The sequence below is a fragment of the Streptococcus sp. Marseille-Q6504 genome (assembly GCF_965111625.1).
On the sequence record NZ_CBCOON010000008.1, the window covers coordinates 36,493 to 59,510 of the forward strand.

18 protein-coding genes and 2 pseudogenes are annotated in these 23,018 nt (G+C 40.8%); 17 read left to right on the top strand and 3 right to left on the bottom strand.

The genetic code is table 11. From position 1 onward, the window contains the following. Positions 1-168: 168 nt before the first annotated feature. The 5 genes from ACWPUA_RS07570 to ACWPUA_RS07590 all read left to right on the top strand — a co-directional run bounded on the left by ACWPUA_RS07570 (position 169) and on the right by ACWPUA_RS07590 (position 10,252). Positions 169-621 (top strand): YhcH/YjgK/YiaL family protein, encoded by a 453-nt coding sequence (locus ACWPUA_RS07570; RefSeq protein WP_454380127.1) that lies wholly within the window; start codon positions 169-171, stop codon positions 619-621. A gap of 19 nt (positions 622-640) precedes the next feature. Further along, on the top strand, positions 641-1,291 hold the full coding sequence (locus ACWPUA_RS07575; protein ID WP_254724827.1) for a YesL family protein: 651 nt from the start codon (positions 641-643) through the stop codon (positions 1,289-1,291). 163 nt (positions 1,292-1,454) lie between these two features. After that, positions 1,455-2,372 (top strand): dihydrodipicolinate synthase family protein, encoded by a 918-nt coding sequence (locus ACWPUA_RS07580; RefSeq protein WP_414277257.1) that lies wholly within the window; start codon positions 1,455-1,457, stop codon positions 2,370-2,372. 15 nt (positions 2,373-2,387) lie between these two features. Continuing rightward, entirely contained in the window at positions 2,388-3,272 is an 885-nt protein-coding gene (locus ACWPUA_RS07585) for an ROK family protein (protein WP_454380130.1), read from the top strand. Between the two features lie 311 nt (positions 3,273-3,583). After that, complete coding sequence (locus ACWPUA_RS07590; protein ID WP_454380132.1) at positions 3,584-10,252, top strand: alpha-L-fucosidase; 6,669 nt, start codon at positions 3,584-3,586, stop codon at positions 10,250-10,252. Between the two features lie 113 nt (positions 10,253-10,365). Here the strand turns inward: ACWPUA_RS07590 and ACWPUA_RS07595 are convergent, their stop codons facing one another. Continuing rightward, on the bottom strand, positions 10,366-11,217 hold the full coding sequence (locus tag ACWPUA_RS07595; RefSeq protein WP_314944969.1) for a MurR/RpiR family transcriptional regulator: 852 nt from the start codon (positions 11,215-11,217) through the stop codon (positions 10,366-10,368). A gap of 192 nt (positions 11,218-11,409) precedes the next feature. On the opposite strand from ACWPUA_RS07595, the gene pbp2b reads away from it, so the two are divergent. The 8 genes from pbp2b (at position 11,410) to rpsI (ending at position 19,138) form a co-directional block, all read left to right on the top strand. Then, positions 11,410-13,452 (top strand): penicillin-binding protein PBP2B, encoded by a 2,043-nt coding sequence (gene pbp2b / locus ACWPUA_RS07600; RefSeq protein ID WP_454380134.1) that lies wholly within the window; start codon positions 11,410-11,412, stop codon positions 13,450-13,452. Between the two features lie 10 nt (positions 13,453-13,462). Further along, the gene (recR, locus tag ACWPUA_RS07605; protein WP_006152788.1) at positions 13,463-14,059 is read left to right on the top strand and encodes a recombination mediator RecR; all 597 of its coding nucleotides are present in this window, start codon (positions 13,463-13,465) and stop codon (positions 14,057-14,059) included. A 165-nt stretch (positions 14,060-14,224) separates the two neighbouring features. Further along, complete coding sequence (locus tag ACWPUA_RS07610; protein ID WP_006152830.1) at positions 14,225-15,268, top strand: D-alanine--D-alanine ligase; 1,044 nt, start codon at positions 14,225-14,227, stop codon at positions 15,266-15,268. A gap of 53 nt (positions 15,269-15,321) precedes the next feature. Next, positions 15,322-16,695: a UDP-N-acetylmuramoyl-tripeptide--D-alanyl-D-alanine ligase gene (locus tag ACWPUA_RS07615; protein WP_414277254.1), complete on the top strand. Its 1,374-nt coding sequence runs from the start codon at positions 15,322-15,324 to the stop codon at positions 16,693-16,695. Further along, the gene (locus ACWPUA_RS07620) at positions 16,682-17,293 is read left to right on the top strand and encodes an NUDIX hydrolase (RefSeq protein WP_368910763.1); all 612 of its coding nucleotides are present in this window, start codon (positions 16,682-16,684) and stop codon (positions 17,291-17,293) included. Before ACWPUA_RS07615 ends, ACWPUA_RS07620 begins: the two co-directional genes overlap by 14 nt. A 120-nt stretch (positions 17,294-17,413) precedes the next feature. Then, positions 17,414-18,121 (top strand): YwaF family protein, encoded by a 708-nt coding sequence (locus ACWPUA_RS07625; RefSeq protein ID WP_368910762.1) that lies wholly within the window; start codon positions 17,414-17,416, stop codon positions 18,119-18,121. 159 nt (positions 18,122-18,280) lie between these two features. Continuing rightward, positions 18,281-18,727, top strand: coding sequence for a 50S ribosomal protein L13 (rplM, locus tag ACWPUA_RS07630; RefSeq protein ID WP_002876943.1), 447 nt, complete (start codon positions 18,281-18,283; stop codon positions 18,725-18,727). A gap of 18 nt (positions 18,728-18,745) precedes the next feature. Further along, positions 18,746-19,138, top strand: a complete 393-nt coding sequence (gene rpsI, locus ACWPUA_RS07635) for a 30S ribosomal protein S9 (protein ID WP_002893764.1) — start codon at positions 18,746-18,748, stop codon at positions 19,136-19,138. A gap of 109 nt (positions 19,139-19,247) precedes the next feature. Here the strand turns inward: rpsI and ACWPUA_RS07640 are convergent, their stop codons facing one another. Further along, positions 19,248-19,469, bottom strand: a complete 222-nt coding sequence (locus ACWPUA_RS07640) for a tyrosine-type recombinase/integrase (RefSeq protein WP_002893762.1) — start codon at positions 19,467-19,469, stop codon at positions 19,248-19,250. A gap of 244 nt (positions 19,470-19,713) precedes the next feature. Continuing rightward, positions 19,714-20,322 (bottom strand): DUF1269 domain-containing protein, encoded by a 609-nt coding sequence (locus ACWPUA_RS07645; RefSeq protein WP_320693602.1) that lies wholly within the window; start codon positions 20,320-20,322, stop codon positions 19,714-19,716. Between the two features lie 351 nt (positions 20,323-20,673). Here ACWPUA_RS07645 and ACWPUA_RS07650 point away from each other — a divergent pair. The 4 genes and pseudogenes from ACWPUA_RS07650 to ACWPUA_RS07665 form a co-directional block, all read left to right on the top strand. Further along, a pseudogene (locus ACWPUA_RS07650) lies at positions 20,674-20,817 on the top strand (IS982 family transposase); the annotation flags it as partial. 3 nt (positions 20,818-20,820) lie between these two features. Beyond that, a pseudogene (locus ACWPUA_RS07655) lies at positions 20,821-21,094 on the top strand (diacylglycerol/lipid kinase family protein); the annotation flags it as partial. A 527-nt stretch (positions 21,095-21,621) separates the two neighbouring features. Beyond that, positions 21,622-22,119, top strand: a complete 498-nt coding sequence (locus ACWPUA_RS07660) for a DUF6287 domain-containing protein (RefSeq protein WP_454380148.1) — start codon at positions 21,622-21,624, stop codon at positions 22,117-22,119. 209 nt (positions 22,120-22,328) lie between these two features. Next, positions 22,329-23,015: an XRE family transcriptional regulator gene (locus ACWPUA_RS07665; protein ID WP_454380150.1), complete on the top strand. Its 687-nt coding sequence runs from the start codon at positions 22,329-22,331 to the stop codon at positions 23,013-23,015. Positions 23,016-23,018: the final 3 nt, after the last annotated feature.

The following is a 23,018-nucleotide window of genomic DNA, read 5'->3' on the forward strand; positions in this document are numbered from 1 at the left end:
TTTATCAGAATGCAGAAGTATAGTTGATAGACTAAGAGAATACAGGATATATAAGTGTCGACAAAATGGAGAGGAGTTGGTTACTTCATGAAGTTTTGTTTGACACTTATAAACTTACTGGCTAGACATTTTGTGTCTGAAGATAACAATCAGGTAAAGGAAATTACTATGATTTTTGATGATTTAAAAAACATTAGCTTTTACAAGGGAATTCATCCAAATCTCGATAAGGCCATCGATTATCTCTATGAGCATCGTAAAGATAACTTTGAATTAGGGAAATACGAGATTGATGGGGATAAAGTTTTCCTAGTTGTACAAGAAAATGTTCTCAACAAAGAAGAAAATGATCGCTTTGAGCATCATAAAAACTATGCAGACTTGCATTTGTTAGTTGAAGGACATGAGTATTCTAGCTACGGTTCTCGCATCAAAGATGAGGCTGTAGCCTTTGATGAAACTAGAGATATTGGCTTTGTTCATTGTCACGAACAATACCCACTCTTGTTGGGATATCACAATTTTGCAGTTTTCTTCCCAGGAGAACCTCATCAGCCTAACGGTTATGCAGGTATGGAAGATACAGTTCGCAAATATTTATTTAAAATTTTAATCGATTAGTCAGTTAGGAGGAGAAACAATGGCACATAAAGGATCTGGATTGATAAAAGCGGCATTCGATACGGATAACTTTCTGATGCGTTTTTGCGAGAAAGTTTTAGATATCGTGACGGTTAACCTACTCTTTGTTGTGTCTTGTTTGCCTATTGTGACTATTGGAGTAGCTAAAATCAGTCTTTATCAGACAATCTTTGAAGTGAAGCGCAGCCGTCGTATTCCTGTTTTCAAAATCTATATTAGAGCCTTCAAGCAAAATTTGAAATTAGGTTTTCAGTTAGGTTTGCTGGAATTAGGAATCTTTTTGATCAGTGTGGTTGACTTATCACTATTTTGGAGTCAAACTGGTGTTGCCTTTCAGCTCATTAAAGCTATTTGCTTGGGAATTCTGATATTTTTAACACTAGTTATGTTGGCTAGCTATCCAATTGCTGCACGCTATGAATTAACTTGGAAAGAAGTGCTCCAAAAGGGCTTACTTTTGGTAAGTTTTAATTTCGTTTGGTTCTTCTTGATGCTTGCAATTATTTTGTTAATCATGATGCTTCTCTATCTATCAGGCTTCACTCTAGTGCTTGGTGGTTCAGCATTTCTACTCTTTGGCTTCGGTCTTCTTGCCTTTTGCCAAGCTGGATTAATGGAAAAATTGTTTGCTAAATATCAGGCAGATTGAAAACGACATGAAACTACTTTCAAACAAGAAAAGCTATGGGAGATGAATAGAAATTAAAATCTAAGTGGCTGAGATGTATTGAAAGCGCTTTTTACAAGGTGTATACTAAAATAGTAAAAAATCATCTGCTCAAAGCAGAAAAAAGAAATCTTAGGAGAAATCTATGTCAGATTTAAAAAAATATGAAGGTGTCATTCCTGCCTTCTACGCATGTTATGATGATGCGGGTGAAGTTAGCCCAGAACGTACTCGTGCCTTGGTACAATACTTTATTGATAAAGGTGTTCAAGGACTTTACGTTAATGGTTCTTCAGGTGAGTGTATCTACCAAAGTGTAGAAGACCGTAAATTGATCTTAGAAGAAGTTATGGCAGTTGCCAAAGGTAAATTGACCATCATTGCTCACGTAGCTTGTAACAATACAAAAGATAGTATTGAACTGGCTCGTCATGCAGAAAGTTTGGGAGTAGATGCTATCGCAACAATCCCACCAATTTACTTCCGTTTGCCTGAGTACTCAGTTGCTAAATACTGGAACGACATCAGTGCGGCAGCACCAAATACAGACTATGTCATCTACAACATTCCTCAATTGGCAGGTGTTGCTTTGACTCCAAGTCTTTACACAGAAATGTTGAAAAACCCACGTGTTATTGGTGTTAAGAACTCTTCAATGCCAGTTCAAGATATCCAAACTTTTGTCAGCCTTGGTGGCGATGACCATATCGTCTTTAACGGTCCAGACGAACAATTCCTAGGCGGACGTCTCATGGGAGCAAAAGCTGGTATCGGTGGTACTTATGGTGCTATGCCAGAACTCTTCTTGAAACTCAACCAATTGATTGCAGATAAAGACCTAGAAATAGCGCGTGAATTGCAATACGCTATCAACGCTATCATCGGTAAATTGACTGCAGCTCATGGGAATATGTACTGTGTGATTAAAGAAGTCTTGAAAATCAATGAAGGACTTAACATCGGATCAGTTCGTTCTCCACTTACACCAGTGACCGAAGAAGATCGTCCAGTTGTAGAAGCAGCTGCTCAATTGATTCGTGAAACTAAGGAGCGTTTCCTCTAATCAATAGGAGGCTTTATGACTAATTACGTTGCAATTGATATTGGTGGAACTAATATCAAATATGGTTTAATTGATCAGGATGGACAACTTGTAGAGTCTAACGAAGTAGCGACTGAGGCTCACAAGGGTGGTCCACACATCTTACAGAAAACAAAAGATATCGTAGCTAGCTATCTAGAAAAAGGACCAGTGTCAGGTGTAGCCATTTCCTCTGCGGGAATGGTTGATCCTGATAAGGGTGAGATTTTCTACGCTGGTCCACAGATTCCAAATTATGCCGGAACCCAATTTAAAAAGGAAATTGAAGAAAGCTTTAACATTCCTTGTGAAATTGAAAATGATGTTAACTGTGCAGGGCTTGCTGAAGCTGTCTCTGGTTCAGGAAAGGGTGCAAGTATTACCCTTTGCTTGACGATTGGAACTGGTATCGGTGGTTGCTTAATCATTGATGGCCAAATTTTTCATGGCTTTAGTAATTCTGCCTGTGAGGTTGGTTATCTGCATATGCAGGATGGAGCTTTCCAGGATTTAGCATCTACGACTGCTCTTGTTAAGTATGTAGCAGATGCGCATGGAGATGAAGTGGAACAGTGGAACGGTCGCAGAATTTTCAAAGAAGCTACCGAAGGCAATAAACTCTGTATGGAGGGGATTGACCGTATGGTGGATTACCTTGGTAAGGGTATCGCAAATATTTGTTATGTTGCCAATCCAGAGGTTGTCATCCTTGGTGGTGGTATCATGGGGCAAGAAGCAATTTTGAAACCAAAGATCCGTAAGGCTTTGAAAGATTCGCTTGTTCCAAGCTTGGCAGACAAGACTCGACTTGAATTTGCCCACCATCAGAATACTGCTGGCATGCTCGGTGCTTATTATCATTTCAAAACCAAACAGTCCTAAATTGGCTTTGCCAATTTAGGTTTTTTTGGCAGGAAAAAAGCTAGGTAAAATTTTAATAAAACTTTGGAAGCCCTTGCATTTCTTGAAATAATATAGTATATTTATTATGCTGAGAAATCTCGAAAAAGCATTTGTAAAATCAAGTCATTTTTTTATTTAGAAAAATGTAAGCGATTTCTAAAAATGAATTTAACAGAAGATAAGAGTGGGAGGAAGAAGAGTTTTATAGTAGGTACTGAGAAATAAAATTGTCGCCAGCAGAAACTGGGCTCTTGCAGTAGCTGACTGCTTTTGTTCATTAGGAGAATTTGATGAAACAGTATTTTTTTGAAAGAAGTCGTATATTCAGTATTCGTAAACTAACGGTTGGTGTAGCCTCTGTGGCAGTTGGACTGGCTTTTTTTGCATCTGGAAATGTTGCCGCTAACGAAGTTGTGACAGAGCCAAAACTGGAAGTAGAAGGTCAAGTCAAAGAAGTAATCGATGTCGATAAAGAAAAAGCGGAAGCAGTTAAGGAAACTAAAGAAGTAGTGAGTCCTGTTAAAGAAGAAGTTGCTAAACAAGCAGCTCCTGCTTCAGAAAAAGTAACAGAAGAAACTAAAACTACTGAAGAGGCTGGAGATTTACTTCCAGAAGAAATTCCTGACCGTGCCTATCCTGATACACCAGTGAAAAAACTGGATACCTCAGCTATTGTATCAGAAAAAGATAGCCCGAAAGTTGAAACTAAAAGTATTTTAAAAGCTGAAGAAGCAAGTACAACTGAAGGTGAAAAAGAAAATAGAGCCATTATCAATGGTGGTCAAGACCTTAAGCATATCAATTATGAGGGGCAACCAGCTACATCGGCTACCATGATTTACACAATCTTCAGTTCACCTCTAGCAGACGGTGGAACTCAGCGTTACCTCAATTCAGGTTCAGGTATCTTTGTGGCTCCAAATATCATGCTGACAGTCGCTCACAATTTCTTGAAGAAGGATGCCGAAACCAATGCTGGTAATATCTTAGGTGGTGATACTGCTAAGTTCTACTACAATGTCGGTTCTAATACTCCAAAAGAAAGATCTTTGCCAACTTCAGGAAAAACTGTTTTGTTCCAAGAAAAGGATATTCATTTCTGGAATAAAGAAAAGTTTGGCGAAGGGTACAAAAATGACCTAGCCTTGGTCGTAGCTCCAGTTCCAGTACAGATTGCAAGTCCCAATAAGGCAGCAACCTTTACTCCGTTAGCAGAGCATCGGGAATACAAAGCTGGAGAACCTGTGAGCACAATTGGCTATCCTACAGATTCAACTTCTCCAGAATTGAAGGAGCCGATTGTGCCAGGTCAATTGTATAAGGCAGACGGTGTCGTTAGAGATACTGAAAAGTATGATGATAAGGGAACAGTAGGTGTTACCTATCGTTTGACTTCTGTATCAGGTCTTTCTGGTGGTGGGATCATCAACGGTGATGGTAAGGTCATTGGGATCCACCAACGTGGTACTGTTGATAATGCGAACATTGCTGAAAAAGACCGCTTCGGTGGAGGTCTAGTCTTGTCTCCAGAACAATTAGCATGGGCTAAAGGCGTCATTGATAAATACGGTGTTAAAGGCTGGTATCAAGGCGATAACGGTAGCCGTTATTATTTCACTCCAGAGGGAGAAATGCTTCGAAATAAGACAGCAGTTATCGGTGAAAACAAATATTCATTCGATGAAAGTGGTGTAGCAACTCTCCTTGAAGGCGTTGACTATGGCCGTGTAGTTATCGAGCATGTGGACCAAAATGATAACCCAGTCAAAGAAAACGATACTTTTGTAGATAAGGCAGAAGTTGGCGCTCAATTCAACTATAACTATAAAACAGAAATTGAAAAGACTGACTTCTTCAAGAAGAATAAAGAAAAATATGAGATTGTGTCGATTGATGGCAAAGCTGTCAATAAACAATTGAAAGACGCTTGGGAAGATGATTATAGTGTTGTGAGCAAGGCTCCTGCAGGAACTCGCGTCATCAAGGTGGTTTATAAAGTGAACAAAGGTTCCTTTGAGGTTCACTATCGCTTAAAAGACTCTGATAAAGAGTTGACAACTGCAGATGTGGATAATAACGAAGGTAAGGAATACGATGTTTCCTTTGTTCATAATTTCCAAGCCAAAGAAATTGCAGGTTATCGTGCAGTAAATGCAAGTCAAGAAGCAACTATCAAGCATAAAGGGGTGAATGAAGTTATTTTTGAATACGAAAAGATTGAAGATCCAAAACCAGCAACTCCTGTAACTCCAGTAGTTGATCCAAAAGATGAAGAAACAGAAATTGCTGCTTACGGTCCACTTCCAAGCAAGGCTCAATTGGACTACCACAAGGAAGAATTGGCTGCCTTCATCCACTATGGTATGAATACTTATACCAACTCTGAGTGGGGGAACGGTAGAGAAAATCCTCAGTACTTCAATCCAACAAATCTTGATACAGATCAGTGGATTAAGACTTTGAAGGATGCTGGATTCAAACGAACAATCATGGTTGTAAAACACCATGACGGATTTGTGATTTATCCATCTAAATATACAGACCATACGGTGGCTGCAAGTCCATGGAAAGATGGTAAGGGTGACCTTCTCGAAGAAATCTCTAAATCAGCGACTAAGTATGACATGAATATGGGTGTTTACCTATCACCATGGGATGCCAACCATCCTAAATATCATGTTGCAACTGAGAAAGAGTACAACGAATACTACCTCAACCAACTCAAGGAAATCCTTGGCAATCCTAAATACGGAAACAATGGTAAGTTTATCGAAGTTTGGATGGACGGTGCGCGTGGTAGCGGGGCTCAAAAAGTAACCTATACCTTTGACAAGTGGTTCGAGTACATCAAGAAAGCTGAAGGAGATATCGCTATCTTCTCTGCTCAACCAACAAGTGTACGTTGGATTGGTAATGAACGTGGGATTGCCGGTGATCCAGTTTGGCATAAGGTCAAGAAAGCTAAAATCACTGACGATGTGAAGAATGAATATCTCAACCATGGGGATCCAGAAGGAGATATGTACTCAGTTGGTGAAGCAGACGTTTCTATCCGTTCAGGTTGGTTCTACCATGACAATCAACAGCCAAAATCAATCAAAGATTTGATGGATATCTACTTCAAGTCTGTTGGTCGTGGAACGCCACTTCTCCTCAATATTCCACCAAATAAAGAAGGTAAATTCGCAGAAGCAGATGTCGCTCGCTTGCAAGAATTCCGAGCAACCTTGGATCAAATGTATGCAACTGACTTCGCTAAGGGTGCAACTGTAACTGCAAGCTCTACTCGTAAGAATCACTTGTATCAAGCAAGTCATTTGACAGATGGTAAGGATGATACGAGCTGGGCACTGGCAAATGATGCTAAGACAGGTGAATTTACTGTCGATCTTGGACAAAAGAGACGTTTTGACGTAGTCGAACTCAAAGAAGATATCGCTAAGGGTCAACGTATCTCTGGCTTCAAGGTTGAAGTTGAACTTAATGGACGTTGGGTACCATACGGTGAAGGTTCGACTGTTGGCTATCGTCGTCTTATCCAAGGTCAACCAGTAGAGGCGCAAAAGATTCGTGTAACCATTACTGGTGCACAAGCGACTCCAATTTTGACAAACTTCTCTGTTTATAAGACACCAAGCAGTATCGAGAAGACAGATGGTTACCCTCTAGGACTAGATTACCATTCAAATACAACTGCTGATAAAGAGAATACAACTTGGTATGATGAATCTGAAGGCGTCCGCGGAACATCTATGTGGACTAACCAAAAAGATGCTAGCGTAACCTACCGATTCACTGGGACAAAAGCATATGTAGTGTCTACAGTTGATCCAAACCACGGTGAAATGTCCGTTTACGTAGATGGTCAAAAGGTTGCAGATGTCCAAACCAAAAATGCAGCTCGTAAGCGTAGTCAGATGGTCTATGAAACAGATGACTTGGCTCCAGGTGAACATACTATCAAGCTTGTCAATAAGACTGGCGAGCCTATTGCAACGGAAGGTATCTACACGCTCAACAATGCTGGTAAAGGTATGTTTGAGATGAAAGAAACGACCTATGAAGTTCAAAAAGGTCAACCGGTTACTGTAACCATTAAGCGTGTTGGTGGTAGCAAAGGAACAGCAACAGTCCATGTCGTGACTGAACCAGGAACAGGGGTTCATGGTAAAGTGTACAAGGACACAACAGCTGACTTAACCTTCCAAGATGGTGAAACTGAGAAAACAATCACGATTCCAACTATCGACTTTACAGAGCAGGCTGATTCAATCTTTGACTTCAAAGTGAAAATGACTAGCGTTTCTGACAATGCCCTTCTTGGATTTGCTTCAGAAGCTACTATTCGAGTGATGAAGGCAGAATTGCTCCTAAAAGACCAAACAAGCTATGACGATCAGGCACCTCAGCTTGACTATAGTCCAGGTTGGAACCATGAAACGAACTCAGCGGATAAATATCAAAATACAGAATCATGGGCGTCGTTTGGACGTTTGACAGAAGAACAGAAGAAAAATGCCAGCGTAACAGCCTACTTCTACGGAACAGGTCTTGAGATCAAAGGATATGTAGATCCAGGACATGGTATCTACAAAGTAACGTTAGACGGTAAAAAAGTCGAGTATCAAGATGGCCTAGGTAATGCTTCTGAGTACAACGGTAAGAAGTACTTCAGTGGTACAGCCACTACTCGTCAAGGTGGTCAGACTCTTGTTCGTTTGACTGGACTCGAAGAAGGTTGGCATGCTGTAACCTTGCAACTAGATCCAAAACGTAATGATACTACGAGAAATATTGGTATCCAAGTTGACCAGTTCATCACTCATGGTGAAGGTAGTGCTCTTTATACCAAAGCAGAGTTAATCCAAGCCATGAAGAACTGGAAGGATGAGTTGGTTAAGTTTGACCAGACAAGCTTGAAGAATACTCCAGAGGCACGTCAAGCCTTCAAGTCAAACTTGGATAAATTATCTGAGCAACTTTCAGCAAGTGATGCCAATGCACAAGAAGTTCTGAAGACAGTAGCCGCTTTGCAAACGATCCTTGATAAGGAAGAAAATTATGGCACAGATGATACGCCAACACCAGAACAGCCAGAAGAACCAAACTATGACAAGGCTATGGCAAGTCTGACCGAAGCGATTGAAAGAAAAACAGCTGAACTCGGTGATGACAAGGAAGCTAAGAAGAAGCTAGTTGCATTAACAGAGCAAGCCTTGACAGCCATCCAAGAAGCTAAGACTCAGGATGCAGTAGATAAGGCCTTGCAAGCAGCTTTGGCATCTATCAACAGCCTTCAAGCGACTCCAAAAGAGGAGCCAGCACCAGAGGAGCCAAGCAAGCCAGAAGAACCAAAACAGCCAGAAGAACCAAGCAAACCAGTAGAGCCTAAGCTTGACTACGATAAAGCTATGGCAAGCTTGTCCGAAGCCATTAAAAGTAAAACAGCTAAGTTGGGTGATGACAAGGAAGCTAAGAAGAAACTAGTTGAACTAGCAGAACAAGCCTTAGCGGCTATTGAAGAAGCCAAAACTCAGGATGCAGTAGATAAGGCCTTGCAAGACGCTTTGACATCTATCAACAATCTTCAGGCGACACCAAAAGAGGAACCAGCTCCAGAAGAGCCTGCGAGACCAGAAGAGCCTGTAAGACCAGAGGAGCCAAGTAAGCCAGAAGAGCCTGCAAGACCAGAGGAACCAAGTAAGCCAGAAGAGCCTGCAAGACCAGAGGAACCAAGTAAGCCAGAAGAGCCTGCGAGACCAGAGGAGCCAAGTAAGCCAGAAGAGCCTGCGAGACCAGAGGAGCCAAGTAAGCCAGAAGAGCCTGCAAGACCAGAAGAGCCAAGTAAACCAGAAGAGGAAGTGAAACATTCAAATCTTCCAACTGAAGGTGTTAAAGAATTGAGTGTAACTCAACCAAGCCTTGAAGTGACGACAGATCCGATTGCCTTCAACACTATTCGTCGTGAAAATTCTCTCTTAGCTAAAGGTAAGGAACAAGTCGTTTCTGAAGGAAAAGACGGACAAGTAACGACTTATGTAGAAGTTGATGGTGACAACCGTAAGGTTGTTAAGGTTGAACGTGAGGAAGCTCAAGACCGCATCGTTGAAGTAGGTACTCAAGAAGGAACTGCTATGCCGACAGAAGGCGTTATGAATTTGGACTTTAACCTACCAAATCTAAAAGTAGAGAAAGAACCAATAGCCTTCAAGACTGTTCGCCGTGAGAATGCTGATTTAGCTAAAGGTAAGGAACAAGTTGTTTCTGAAGGAAAAGACGGACAAGTAACGACTTATGTAGAAGTCGATGGTGACAACCGTAAGGTTCTTAAGGTTGAACGTGAGGAAGCCCAAGATCGCATCGTCGAAGTTGGAACTAAGGAAGAAAGTCCATCAACTGATAGCACATTGAAGGTCTTGAAAGATTCATCAACAAACTTGAAACTGATTGCTCGAGAAGGGGACCTCAATGGTGGTTCTGTTCTAGAGGTCGATAAGGTTGCTGATCAGGTCTTGGAAGGTCGCCGTTTCGATGCTTATCAAATTCAATTGAAGAATGAGAAAGGTGAACTTGTTCAATTGAAAGGTGCAGCCCTTGTTCAAGTTGCTGTGGCGTCTGATGTAGCCAATGTCTATGCCATGAATGCAAATCAAGAATTGCAGGAAGTGAAGTTTGAACAGAAAGGTTCAGCACTTGAATTTGTAGCTCCACACCTAGGTGTCTATGCGGTAGTGTACAAGGATGCAGCTCAACCAAGTGCACCAACAAATGCAGAAACTCCTGCTCCACAACCTATGGGAGAAGATAAGCCTTTAGCAGAGGTCAAGGGAACTGTAGCAGATTCTACAAGCAAACAGTTGCCGGCAACAGGAGAAGAAGTAAGTTCAGCTCTCTTGCCTGCCCTCACTCTTGTTTCAGGAATAATGCTATTCTTCTTCAAAAAAGAGATGAAGGATTAGCAGAGACTAAATCAAAGAAAGTGTTTTAAACACTAAAAAAAGGGAGTCCCATAGTGGACTCCCTTTTATTGATGAAGTTGTTCCAAACAGAAAACCCTGAATAGTTTTCAATTTCAGGGCTTTCTATGTCTTGTGTTTCTACGATAACCATTCAGTCTATTATTCTCCCAATAGCTATTAAAGATTTTTTCTTTACTTTCGCGATCAATCTCTAGGAAATAAGCGTAGAGTAAATCAATGATAATCAGCATTGGAATCTGAGCAGAAATTCGTTGAATATAAGATGCTTGGTTTTGGCTTGCGACCAAAACAGTTTCTGTAAATGCTTGAGTATCCTTATTCGGTGAACTTGTAAATAGAACTGTCTTAGCTCCCATATCCTGGGCATCTAATAAACTATCGATGATGGACGGTGTTGTTCCTGAGAGGGAAAAACCAAAGACCAAACATTTTTCATCAATGATACTAGTCGTCCAGGCAAAACCGTCTGGATCTGTTAAGGCTTCACAGACGACACCCAATCTCATAAAACGTAGCTTCATCTCACGTGCGACTAGACCAGAACTCCCAGTTCCGAAAAAATACACGCGTTCTGATTGCTCAATCATCTGAGCTACACGTTCCAACTGCTCATCGTCAATCAATCCTTGAGAAATTTCTCGCACATTTGCATAACTTCTGAGAACTCGTTGAGTCAAAGGATTCATATCCTGTTGAGGAGCAGAAAGAGTGTCTTTTTGTTGTTGATATTTGAAGATGAATTCTCGATAGCCCTTAAAACCACACTTCTTGGCAAAACGAGTGAGCGCTGCCTGGGAAATATGAAGTTTTTGCGTGACTTGTTGAGAGGATAAGTCATCATTTATGGTATCTGCCTGCAGAAAATAGCGGGCAATTTCTTGCTCTAAATCGGTCATTTCTTCAAAGTGAAGGTCGATAATCGTAGAGATATCTTGCTTATTCATGGAACTCCTTTTATAGCTATTTGCCAAAATTACTTTGACAAATCTAACAAATAAAATAGCGCTTACCTCCATTATATCATAGAAAATACTTTTTGGACCAAAAAGGAAAAGTCTTTTCTTTTTCCATAATTTTCGGATTAAATTATGGTACAATGAAGAGTGTGATTTTGATTAGAAATGAGATTGATGTGTATGAGAAAATTCAATAGCCACTCGATACCGACACGGCTTAATTTGTTATTTGCAATCGTTATCTTGCTCTTTTTAGCAATTATTGGTCGTTTACTTTATATGCAAGTTCTTCACAAGGATTTTTATGAAAACAAACTCGCTTCTGCTAGCCAAACTCGAGTAACCATGGGTTCCGCTCGTGGAGAAATTTATGATGCAACAGGAAAACCTTTAGTCCAAAACACCGTTAAGCAAGTTGTTTCCTTTACACGAAGCAATAAGATGACTGCGGCTGATTTAAAGGATATTTCTAAGAAATTGTTGACCTATGTCACAGTCACCTCTCCAGAGTTGACGGACCGTCAAATGGCTGATTACTACTTGGCTGATGCTGAAGTTTATAAGAAGACAGTTGAAGCTCTTCCAAAAGATAAACGATATGATTCAGATGGCAATCAACTTTCCGAATCTGAACTCTATAACAACGCTGCTGAGAGTATTACTTCCAGTCAATTAAACTACTCAGAGGATGAAAAGAAGGCAATCTATATCTTTAGTCAGCTCAATGCAGTAGAAAATTTTGCGACAGGAAATATTCAAACGGATCCTTTGAGCGATACACAGGTAGCTGTGATTGCTTCTGCATCTAAGGAATTGCCAGGTATTTCCATCTCTACTTCATGGGACCGAAAAGTCTTAGAAACCTCTCTTTCATCAATAGTTGGAAGTGTTTCTAGTGAAAAATCTGGTCTTCCAGCAGAAGAAGTGGATGCTTATTTGAAAAAAGGTTACTCACTCAATGACCGTGTTGGGACTTCCTATCTTGAAAAGCAATACGAAGAAGTCTTGCAAGGAAAACGTACTGTCAAGGAAATCCATTTGGACAAGCACGGAGACATGGAGAGTGTAGAAAATATCGAAGAAGGAAGCAAGGGTAAAAATATCAAATTGACCATTGATTTAGCCTTCCAAGATAGCGTAGACAGTCTCTTGAAGAGTTATTTCAACTCAGAACTTGCAAATGGTGGAGCCAGATATTCAGAAGGCGTCTATGCAGTAGCCCTCAATCCTAAGACAGGTGCTGTATTAGCCATGTCAGGGATGAAGCACAATGTAGAAACTGGAGAACTGACCACAGACTCACTCGGAACTGTCACCAATGTCTTCGTTCCAGGATCTGTCGTTAAGGCAGCTACCATCAGTTCAGGTTGGGAAAATGGGGTCTTGTCAGGAAATCAAACCTTGACAGATCAACCAATCGTCTTCCAAGGTTCTGCGCCGATCAATTCCTGGTATACCCCTTATTATGGTTCTTTCCCGATTACAGCAGTTGAGGCCTTGGAGTATTCATCCAATACCTACATGGTCCAAACTGCTCTTGGAATCATGGGGCAAACTTATCAGCCGAATATGACAGTAGGAACCAACAGTCTCGAATCTGCCATGGGAAAACTTCGTTCAACCTTCGGTGAGTATGGTTTAGGAGTTTCTACAGGAATCGACCTACCGGATGAGTCAACAGGCTTTATTCCTAAAGACTACGATTTGGCCAACTATCTAAATAATGCCTTTGGGCAGTTTGATAACTACACACCGATGCAGTTAGCTCAGTATGTAGCAACGATTGCTAATAATGGTGTCCGCTTAGCTCCTCATATCGTGGAAGGAGTCTACGACAACAATGAACAAGGTGGTTTGGGAGAACTCATTAAGCAAACGGATAGCACAGAAATGAATAAAATCAATATTTCTGAGTCTGACATGTCTATCCTACAACAAGGATTTTATCAGGTATCGCACGGAACAAGTGCACTTACGACAGGTCGTGCCTTTTCAAATGGGGCAGCAGTCTCTATCAGTGGAAAAACCGGTACAGCCGAAAGTTATGTCAATGGTGGTCAGAATGCTGATAATACCAACGCAGTAGCCTATGCTCCAACCGATAATCCGCAGATTGCAGTTGCGGTAGTATTCCCGCATAACACCAACCTAACTAACGGAGTCGGACCTTCGATTGCTCGCGACATTATCAATCTATACAACCAACACCATCCAATGAACTAGAAAGGAAGCCATGCTTTACCCAACACCTATAGCTAAGCTGATTGACAGTTATTCTAAACTTCCGGGTATCGGGATTAAGACAGCAACCCGACTGGCCTTTTATACCATTGGGATGTCGGATGATGACGTCAATGAATTTGCAAAAAATCTCCTTGCAGCTAAGCGAGAATTGACCTATTGTTCTATTTGTGGACGCTTGACAGATGAAGACCCGTGCTCTATCTGTACCGATCCTAGCCGTGATCAGTCTACGATTCTGGTCCTTGAGGATAGCCGAGATGTTGCTGCTATGGAAAACATCCAGGAATACCACGGACTTTACCATGTTTTACACGGCTTGATTTCCCCTATGAATGGAATTAGCCCAGATGACATCAACCTCAAAAGTCTCATGACTCGTCTCATGGATAGCGAAGTTTCAGAGGTCATCGTAGCCACCAATGCAACAGCTGATGGTGAGGCGACCTCTATGTATATCTCTCGACTACTTAAACCTGCAGGGATTAAGGTTACTCGTCTAGCAAGAGGTCTAGCAGTAGGAGCAGATATCGAATATGCAGATGAAGTAACGCTCTTAAGAGCCATCGAAAATCGTACAGAACTCTAGTCTGTGAGGATATAGAACAGGCAATTAGCTAGTAGATAAGATTTTAAGAAACTAAGAGGCTGGATTTATTTTTAATCCAGTCTCTTTTTTGCTATTCAAGTTTAAAAAAATAAACAAATGTGATATACTAAAAAGCGAGTATTCTAGTAGAAATAGGACAATCATATGAAACAAACAATTATTCTATTATATGGTGGGCGCAGTGCAGAGCGTGAAGTATCTGTATTGTCAGCTGAGAGTGTCATGCGTGCGGTTAACTATGACCGTTTTGAAGTCAAAACTTTCTTTATCAGCCAGTCTGGTGATTTTATCAAAACCCAAGAATTTACCCAAACTCCTAGCCAAGATGAACGTCTCATGACCAATGAAACGATTGATTGGGACAAGAAAATTGCTCCAAGTGCCATCTACGAAGAAGGCGCAGTTGTTTTTCCAGTTCTTCATGGACCTATGGGAGAAGACGGTTCCGTTCAAGGTTTCCTAGAAGTCTTGAAAATGCCTTATGTCGGTTGCAACATCTTGTCTTCAAGCCTTGCTATGGACAAAATCACGACTAAACGTGTCTTGGAATCTGCTGGGATTGCCCAAGTCCCTTACGTAGCCATTGTTGAAGGGGATGACTTAGCTTCTAAGATCGCAGAAGTTGAAGAAAAATTAAGGTATCCAGTCTTTACCAAACCATCTAATATGGGTTCTAGTGTTGGTATTTCTAAGTCTGAAAATAAAGAGGAACTCCATCAAGCTCTCGAACTTGCCTTTAAATATGATAGCCGTGTCTTGGTAGAGCAAGGCGTCAATGCGCGTGAAATCGAAGTTGGGCTTTTAGGAAACTATGATGTCAAGAGCACTCTACCTGGTGAAGTTGTCAAAGACGTAGCCTTCTATGACTACGAAGCAAAATACATCGATAACAAGATTACTATGGATATTCCAGCCAAGATTAGTGATGATGTAGTAGCGGTCATGCGTAAAAATGCAGAAGCTGCCTTCCGTGCTATTGGCGGACTTGGTCTCTCACGTTGCGATTTCTTCTATACAGATAAGGGAGAAGTTTTCCTAAATGAGCTCAACACTATGCCAGGATTTACCCAATGGTCTATGTATCCCTTGCTTTGGGACAATATGGGCCTTCCTTACCCAGAACTAATCGAGCGTTTGGTTGATCTTGCTAAGGAAAGTTTTGACAAGCGTGAAGCGCACCTATTGTAAAGACAGACATAAGGGCGGGGAAGGACTCCTTGCCCCTTTTTAAAGGAGTAAACATGAAACTTACGATTCACGAAGTTGCGCGTGCCGTCGATGCAAAAAATGATGTGACAGGCTATGCGGATAGCCTGCTAGTCAAGGCTGAGTTTGATAGTCGTTTGATTGGACCTGGTGATCTATTTGTGCCACTAAAGGGGGCGCGTGATGGTCATGACTTTATAGAGACAGCTTTTGAAAATGGCGCTGTTGTAACCCTGTCAGAAAAGGAAGTAGAAGGTCATCCTTACATTTTAGTAGATGATGTCTTGACAGCCTTCCAAGCACTTGCGGCCTATTACCTTCAAAAGACAGGTGTCGATGTCTTTGCTGTTACAGGTTCAAATGGGAAGACAACGACCAAGGATATGTTGGCTCATTTGCTTTCTACAAGCTACAAAACCTACAAAACGCAAGGGAACTACAATAACGAGATTGGCCTCCCTTATACGGTTCTCCATATGCCAGATGATACTGAAAAGCTGGTCTTGGAAATGGGACAGGATCACTTAGGAGATATCCATCTCTTGTCTGAACTAGCTCATCCAAAGACAGCTATTGTGACCTTGGTAGGAGAAGCTCATTTGGCCTTCTTTAAAGACCGTTCTGAAATTGCCAAAGGGAAATTGCAAATCGCTGATGGGATGGGAAAGGGTGCCTTGCTTTTAGCACCAGCTGATCCTATTGTAGAGGATTATCTACCTACTGGCCAAAAAGTAGTCCGTTTTGGTCCAGGTGCAGAACTCGAAATTACAGAATTGATTGAGTGTAAGGATAGCTTAACCTTCAAGGCTAATTTCTTGAAGCAAGCCCTTGATTTGCCAGTAACTGGTAAATACAATGCGACCAATGCCATGATTGCATCTTATGTAGCTCTTCAAGAAGGAGTGACTGAGGAGCAAATTGGTCAAGCCTTCCAAAATCTTGAATTGACCCGCAATCGTACCGAGTGGAAAAAAGCTGCCAATGGAGCAGATATCTTGTCAGATGTCTACAATGCTAACCCAACAGCTATGAAGTTGATTTTAGAAACTTTCTCTGCCATTCCAGCCAATGAAGGTGGCAAGAAACTCGCAGTTCTGGCAGATATGAAAGAACTTGGAGACCAGTCTGTTCAACTCCATAATCAGATGATTTTGAGCATTTCACCTGATGTACTTGATACCGTTATTTTCTACGGTGAAGACATTGCTGACTTGGCTCAGTTAGCTAGTCAAATGTTCCCAATTGGTCATGTTTACTACTTCAAGAAAACAGCTGAGGAAGACCAGTTTGAAGCTATGGTTAAGCAGGTCAAGGAAAGTCTTGGTGCACATGACCAGATTTTGCTTAAAGGTTCGAACTCTATGAATCTAGCCAAGCTAGTAGAAAGTTTAGAAAATGAGTGCAACTGATTTCGCTAAAGCTATTCAGAGAATGTTGGCCATTACTGACACTGGACTGACCTATACCAAGGATCCTTTTGAGCGTGAACGTTATGAGGATTTACGGCAGATTTTATCAAGTATCTTGCAGGATCAAACAGAGCTCGATCAAGAGGAATTGACTGCAATTTTAAAACCAACAGGTAGCTATGCAACTCCCTTGATGGATGTGCGGGCATGGATTGTTCAAAATCAGAAGATTTGCCTGGTTAGAGGACAAGGAGAGGATACTTGGGCATTACCTGGTGGCTTTGGCGAGGTAGGATATTCTCCCAAGGAAAATATCCGAAAAGAAGTTCAGGAAGAAACAGGATTTTCGGCAGAAGTAGGTTCTTTATTGGCGGTTTTTGATACCAACCGCTTTCAACTTCAGAACAAACAGTATGCCAAGTTCGTTTTTGACTGTCAGTTATTGGATGGACAATTTCAAGAAAATCAAGAAATTGCAGAACTTGAATTTTTTGATATCAAGAATCTCCCACCCCTATCTGAAAAACGGATAACCCAAGAACAAATGGAAATTCTATGGCAGGTTTATCAGGGTGAGCGGGAACAATATGTCGATTAGAAGCTTTGCTTTATATTAAGATCGACAGTTTCTTTTACACAAAATTATAAGAAATAAATGTAAGCTAGGCTCTATAGAGATGAGTAAGAGGCCTGCTTATATGAAAATGAGGAAAGTTACATGAATGTTTGGGATGCTTTATTTAGCACGCAGCCGACGGAGCCACCCCGATTTGATCTTCTTTGGTATGGAAGTCTATTTAGTTTATTGGCATTGACTGTATTTCTTGCCTATCGCTATGGTGATAAAAAAGTTTGCCAACGATTTTTCCAGATTTTACAGGCTCTGCAGTTAATCCTGCTCTACGGTTGGTATTTGGTCAACCAGATGCCTCTAACAGAAAGTCTGCCCTTTTATCATTGCCGTTTAGCAATGTTTGTAGTGCTTTTGACCCCGGGTGTCTCTAGAGTCAAACAGTATTTTGCTGTTCTCGGAACCTTTGGGACTTTGGCGGCCTTTGTTTATCCAGTGCCAGATCCCTATCCCTTCCCCCACATCGCTATCCTGTCCTTTATTTTCGGGCACTTAGCCCTCTTTGGAAATTCCTTGATTTATCTTTTGAAGGACTATGATGCTAGCTTATTGGACTTCAAACGAATCCTAATCATCACATCTTCGCTTAATGCGCTGATCTTTGTGGTTAATCTAATGACGGGTGGAGATTATGGCTTTTTGACAAAACCACCATTGGTTGGAGACCACGGTCCTTTGATCAATTATTTAGTCGTTACCCTATTCTTGACTTTCGCCATTTACATAGTCTCTAAAGCTTTTCAGACCATGCTTGAGGAGAAGGGTGAAAGAAGATTACGAATCTGGCAGAAATAAAAAAATATTTTCCCAACCGCTTGACTTTTATCTGAGAATTTTGATACAATAGTAGGCGGTATTGTTTACCCCATTTGTAAGGCCCCGGAACCTTTCAAATAACTTGCGGACCGGAACATCCGCCCTGTAAACAAAAACGACATTCATATAGGAGAAATCATGAACAAAACTACATTCATGGCTAAACCAGGCCAAGTAGAACGCAAATGGTACGTTGTTGACGCAACTGATGTACCTCTTGGACGCCTTTCAGCAGTTGTTGCTAGCGTGCTTCGCGGAAAAAACAAACCAACATTCACACCTCACACTGATACAGGTGACTTCGTAATCGTTATCAATGCTGAAAAAGTTAAATTGACTGGTAAAAAAGCAACTGATAAGATCTACTACACTCACTCAAACCACCCAGGTGGATTGAAATCAATCTCTGCTGGTGAACTTCGTTCTAAAAATGCAGTACGTTTGATCGAGAAATCAGTTAAAGGTATGCTTCCACACAATACTCTTGGCCGCGCTCAAGGTATGAAATTGAAAGTATTCGTTGGAGCTGAGCACACTCACGCTGCACAACAACCAGAAGTTCTTGATATTTCAGGACTTATCTAAGGAAAGGAACAATAAAGTATGTCACAAGCACAATATGCAGGTACTGGACGTCGTAAAAACGCTGTTGCACGCGTTCGCCTTGTTCCAGGAACTGGTAAAATCACTGTTAACAAAAAAGATGTTGAAGAGTACATCCCACACGCTGACCTTCGTCTTGTCATCAACCAACCATTTGCAGTTACTTCAACTGCAGGTTCATACGACGTTTTCGTTAACGTTGTAGGTGGTGGATACGCTGGTCAAGCAGGAGCTATCCGTCACGGTATCGCTCGTGCCCTTCTTCAAGTAGACCCAGACTTCCGCGATTCATTGAAACGCGCAGGACTTCTTACACGTGACTCACGTAAAGTTGAGCGTAAGAAACCAGGTCTTAAGAAAGCTCGTAAAGCATCACAATTCTCAAAACGTTAATCAATACGATTATATCAACGTTTACAGACATTCAAGAATTATTTCTTGGATGTCTTTTTTGTTTCAAAAAATCAAAGTTCACCCCAAAATTCACCCCATATTCACCCCATCAATTTTTTAAACTACGAAAAGCAATATCACCTACAGTCTGATTGACTTTATCTTTGATATTAACGTAAGTTTTTGTAATCTCTTTATCACTATGAGTAAGAGCTTCTGAGAAGGCTTCAAGAGAAACCCCAGCTTGTTTTGCGAGTGTCGCACCAGTATGTCTTAGTTTGTGTGGGGAAGCTGGTGCTAGTTCAGGGTGCCTGCGTCTGACTGATTTCATCTTGATAAAACTTAAAATCTTTCTAATTATAACAAAGCATAGTCAAAAAGCTATGACCTCTATATTCACAAAAAAATCCAGACCAATACTAGTCCAGATTTCTTGTCTATTAAACATTCTTTTCAAAGAATGGAAGAACGGCTGTAACGGATTTGTCAACGCAATTATTTAACTGTGAGAATCCGACGCACATAAATTTTAAATGGTGTCTCAGTCACATTTAAATTTATGAGACGCTTAGACGTTAGGCTTTCAATTTATCAAATTTTGATTTGATGTTTGCCTTGAACTCTTCAAGTTTGGCCTTGCGATCTGCTTTACGTTCAGCCTTCATTTGCGCACGCGCTTGGTTGTAGAGGTCTTCTTGGACTTGCAGGGCTGCTTCAACTTCAGCTACGACGGTTGCTACATCCCAACGCATGATTTGGGTGTCGTACTTGGTGAAGTAAGCATCGATGACTGCTTCGTTGTCTTCTTGCACCAAGGCAACAACGGCTGTTTCACCGTTAGTCAATTTCTGAGAAACAACGTCAATCAGGCCAGTTTCTGCCGTATCAATGGTATCACCAGCAGCCAAACCATAGAGGCTACCCATACCATAACCAAACAAGACGCCGATAGGACCACCCAAAAGCCCGATAACTGCACCGAACAAGCCACCTTTTAGGGCTGCATCCGTCGTTGAATCTTCAAAGTCATAGCGTTCTTTTTCAACGATATGACCGTTTTCATTTTTGACCAAGGCGATTTGAGCAACCTTGGTCGTCTGAGTTTGGCGGAAAGCCTTCAAATCCGCAAAGGACTGATAAGCTTCGCTTTCAGTGTTAAAGATTGAAACTACTAGGTTTTCCATAGTTAGTACCTCTTTTCTAAAAATTACATATACATTATAACACAGTTTCAATTACTTTTCAATCATTTTAGTGCGACATTTTATTTGATATGTCGCGTTTATCAGCGTTAAAGAACAGTTTCAGGCAGCGGTATATCTTTGCCATATCCCAGCCCAGACACTCTGGAGACTCTGAGTGACTATCAAGAAAGATGTCCATTAGATTCTTAAAGCCTCCCGTGCAAAAAGTAAATAAATAGTGTTTTTCCTGTATGCCTGTCACACGGCTAAAAGACCGCTTGACCAAATCTTCCAGAAAATTATAGCAGATATTATGTACCAGCTCTGTGTAGCGAGTCTGATGAGCGTGCCGAATCACAACGACACTTTTATAGAATCTGCCAACTGTTTCCTTATGGTCGAATCCTTGAAAGAAGTCGCTTTATTCGTCGGTCAAGACAATTAATTTGGCTGGTGCAACTGATTCGCCAAGCTATGAATAAGCAATTATTACCTTTTGAAAGCGAAAATGGCAATTATGAAGGTGAAGCTACTCAGGTCTTAGTTCTTCTATCTAATTACTATGCAGACAAAAAACTATTTGATGAAAATACAGATGGATATGGAAATATCTTGATTTTAAAGGATTCATCCATCATTTCTAAATTATCGGTTATCCCAGATTTATTAAAAAGGGGATCTAGTAGGTAACAATAATATCGAATATATCAAAGCACGCAATATTTGGATTTCTTCAGAGGTTGAGTTAGAGTCAGATATTGATGGGGATAAGTAGGATAATCTGCCAGTAGATATAAAAATACTAGAAAACAGGCTTGAAAAAGGCTCGTAAAGCTAGCCAGTTCTCTAAACGTTAATTCGTTGCTGGACAGCAGAATACAAACGAAAACACTTTGCATCTTGCAAGGTGTTTTTTTCTATGAGAACTGGCGGTGCGCAATTAGGATAGCTCTAGCGACTTTAGTCGCATAGAGATATGCTATGCACAGTTGCCCCAAGAAAACAAGCGAAGCGATGTTTGATTGGATGGCAACCACTGCACTCAAAACGTTCTTCGAAAGAATTACTGTACTTACAAAGAGCACCTTTCGGGGTGTTCTTTTTTAATCCTCAATAGAGAGTTCACCCCAAAATTCTCACCACTAGTCTTTGTCTTATACAATTTCTTCCTAGTATCAGTTTAGTATGATATAATTAAATACGAATAATTTAAAGGAGTTATAAATGAAAATAGGAAAAGGCATCAATTGGATTTTGATTCTGTTAAGTTCCTTAATTGCTATAGTACTGATAAGTTTTATGTTCTTCTTTAATCATAAGAAGCAAGATGCAGAAGCAGTAAATGCTACAACAGAACAGGTTTCTACTACTAGTACGACAGCGACTAGTATAACAACCACTAGTTCAACGACTACTCAAGATAGTGTTACGACTACTGAGGAAAAACTCTCGACACAAGAAGAGCAAACGAATGCTAGATCACAAAAACTAGATGAGCAAGCTATTCTCAATGGAGATTACTCTACTCTAGTTGGAACTTGGAGAAATGGACTCGGTCAAGAGTTTACATTCGATAAAAATGGACTAGTAAACAGTGGAAATATTGAAAAAGTGCGCATAGGGAGCCATGGAACGATTGAATTCAGTATTAGAGATGGTATCTCAGGGTATGGAATGAGTATTTATCCTGCTGGACTTATTATGGATGGGTTAGATACTGATTTAACTAAAAATAGGCTTATTGCTGGTCAATCTGCTCCAACCAGATCAGAACAAGTTTTTTATAAAGTAGACTAAATGATTAACCATCTCAGAGTTGATGAGATGGTTTTCTTCTTTATTTGTGAGTCGTTATCACTTTATGAAGATGAAGCAAGTAGGGTTTAAAAATTGATTTTCCCAGTAGACATTTGTCTACTTTTTTTATATAATAAAACTAAACCGAAATGGTTGAATTTTAAATTAGAGTCAACCTACGATGAAAACATCACACTAGGAGGGAAGTCATGTACCAACCAGAAAAACTCAAGGCTCGGAGAAAAGAGTTAAAGCTAACACAAAAAGAGATTGCAGAGCAGCTTGGGATTAGTTTTCAGGCTTATTCAGCTTGGGAACGTGGAGTCAAGGAACCTTCCAAAGAAAAAGTTTCACAACTAGAAGAAATTTTAAAAGTACCAAAAGGCTATTTCACCCAAATCGAAATTGTCCGCCTCTATAATAGCCTTTCCAACAAAGGAAAAGAAAAGGTGATAGTCTATGCTCGCAACTTGGCTCAAGAAGAACAAGCCAAGAAGGTGACGGCTATTTCAGAAAAACTCTACGAGTATCATGTCTATGAACGCATGTCGGCTGGTATCGGTGCTTCAGTTTATGATGATCGAAACTTTGACACGGTTTACTTTAATGAAGAACTAGCTCACGATTTTGCTTCATGGGTCTCTGGAGATTCCATGGAACCCAAATATCAAAATGGTTCAGTAGCTCTGATTCGAGAGACTGGATTTGATTATGATGGCGCTGTCTATGCAGTGGTTTGCAATAACCAGACCTATATCAAACGTGTCTATCGAGAAGAAGATGGCTTACGTTTGGTCTCTATCAATCCTAAATACAAGGATATTCATATTTCTTACGAAGAAGATCCGCGGATTGTGGGTATTATCGTGGGCAATTTCGTACCCATGGAGGGATAGCCT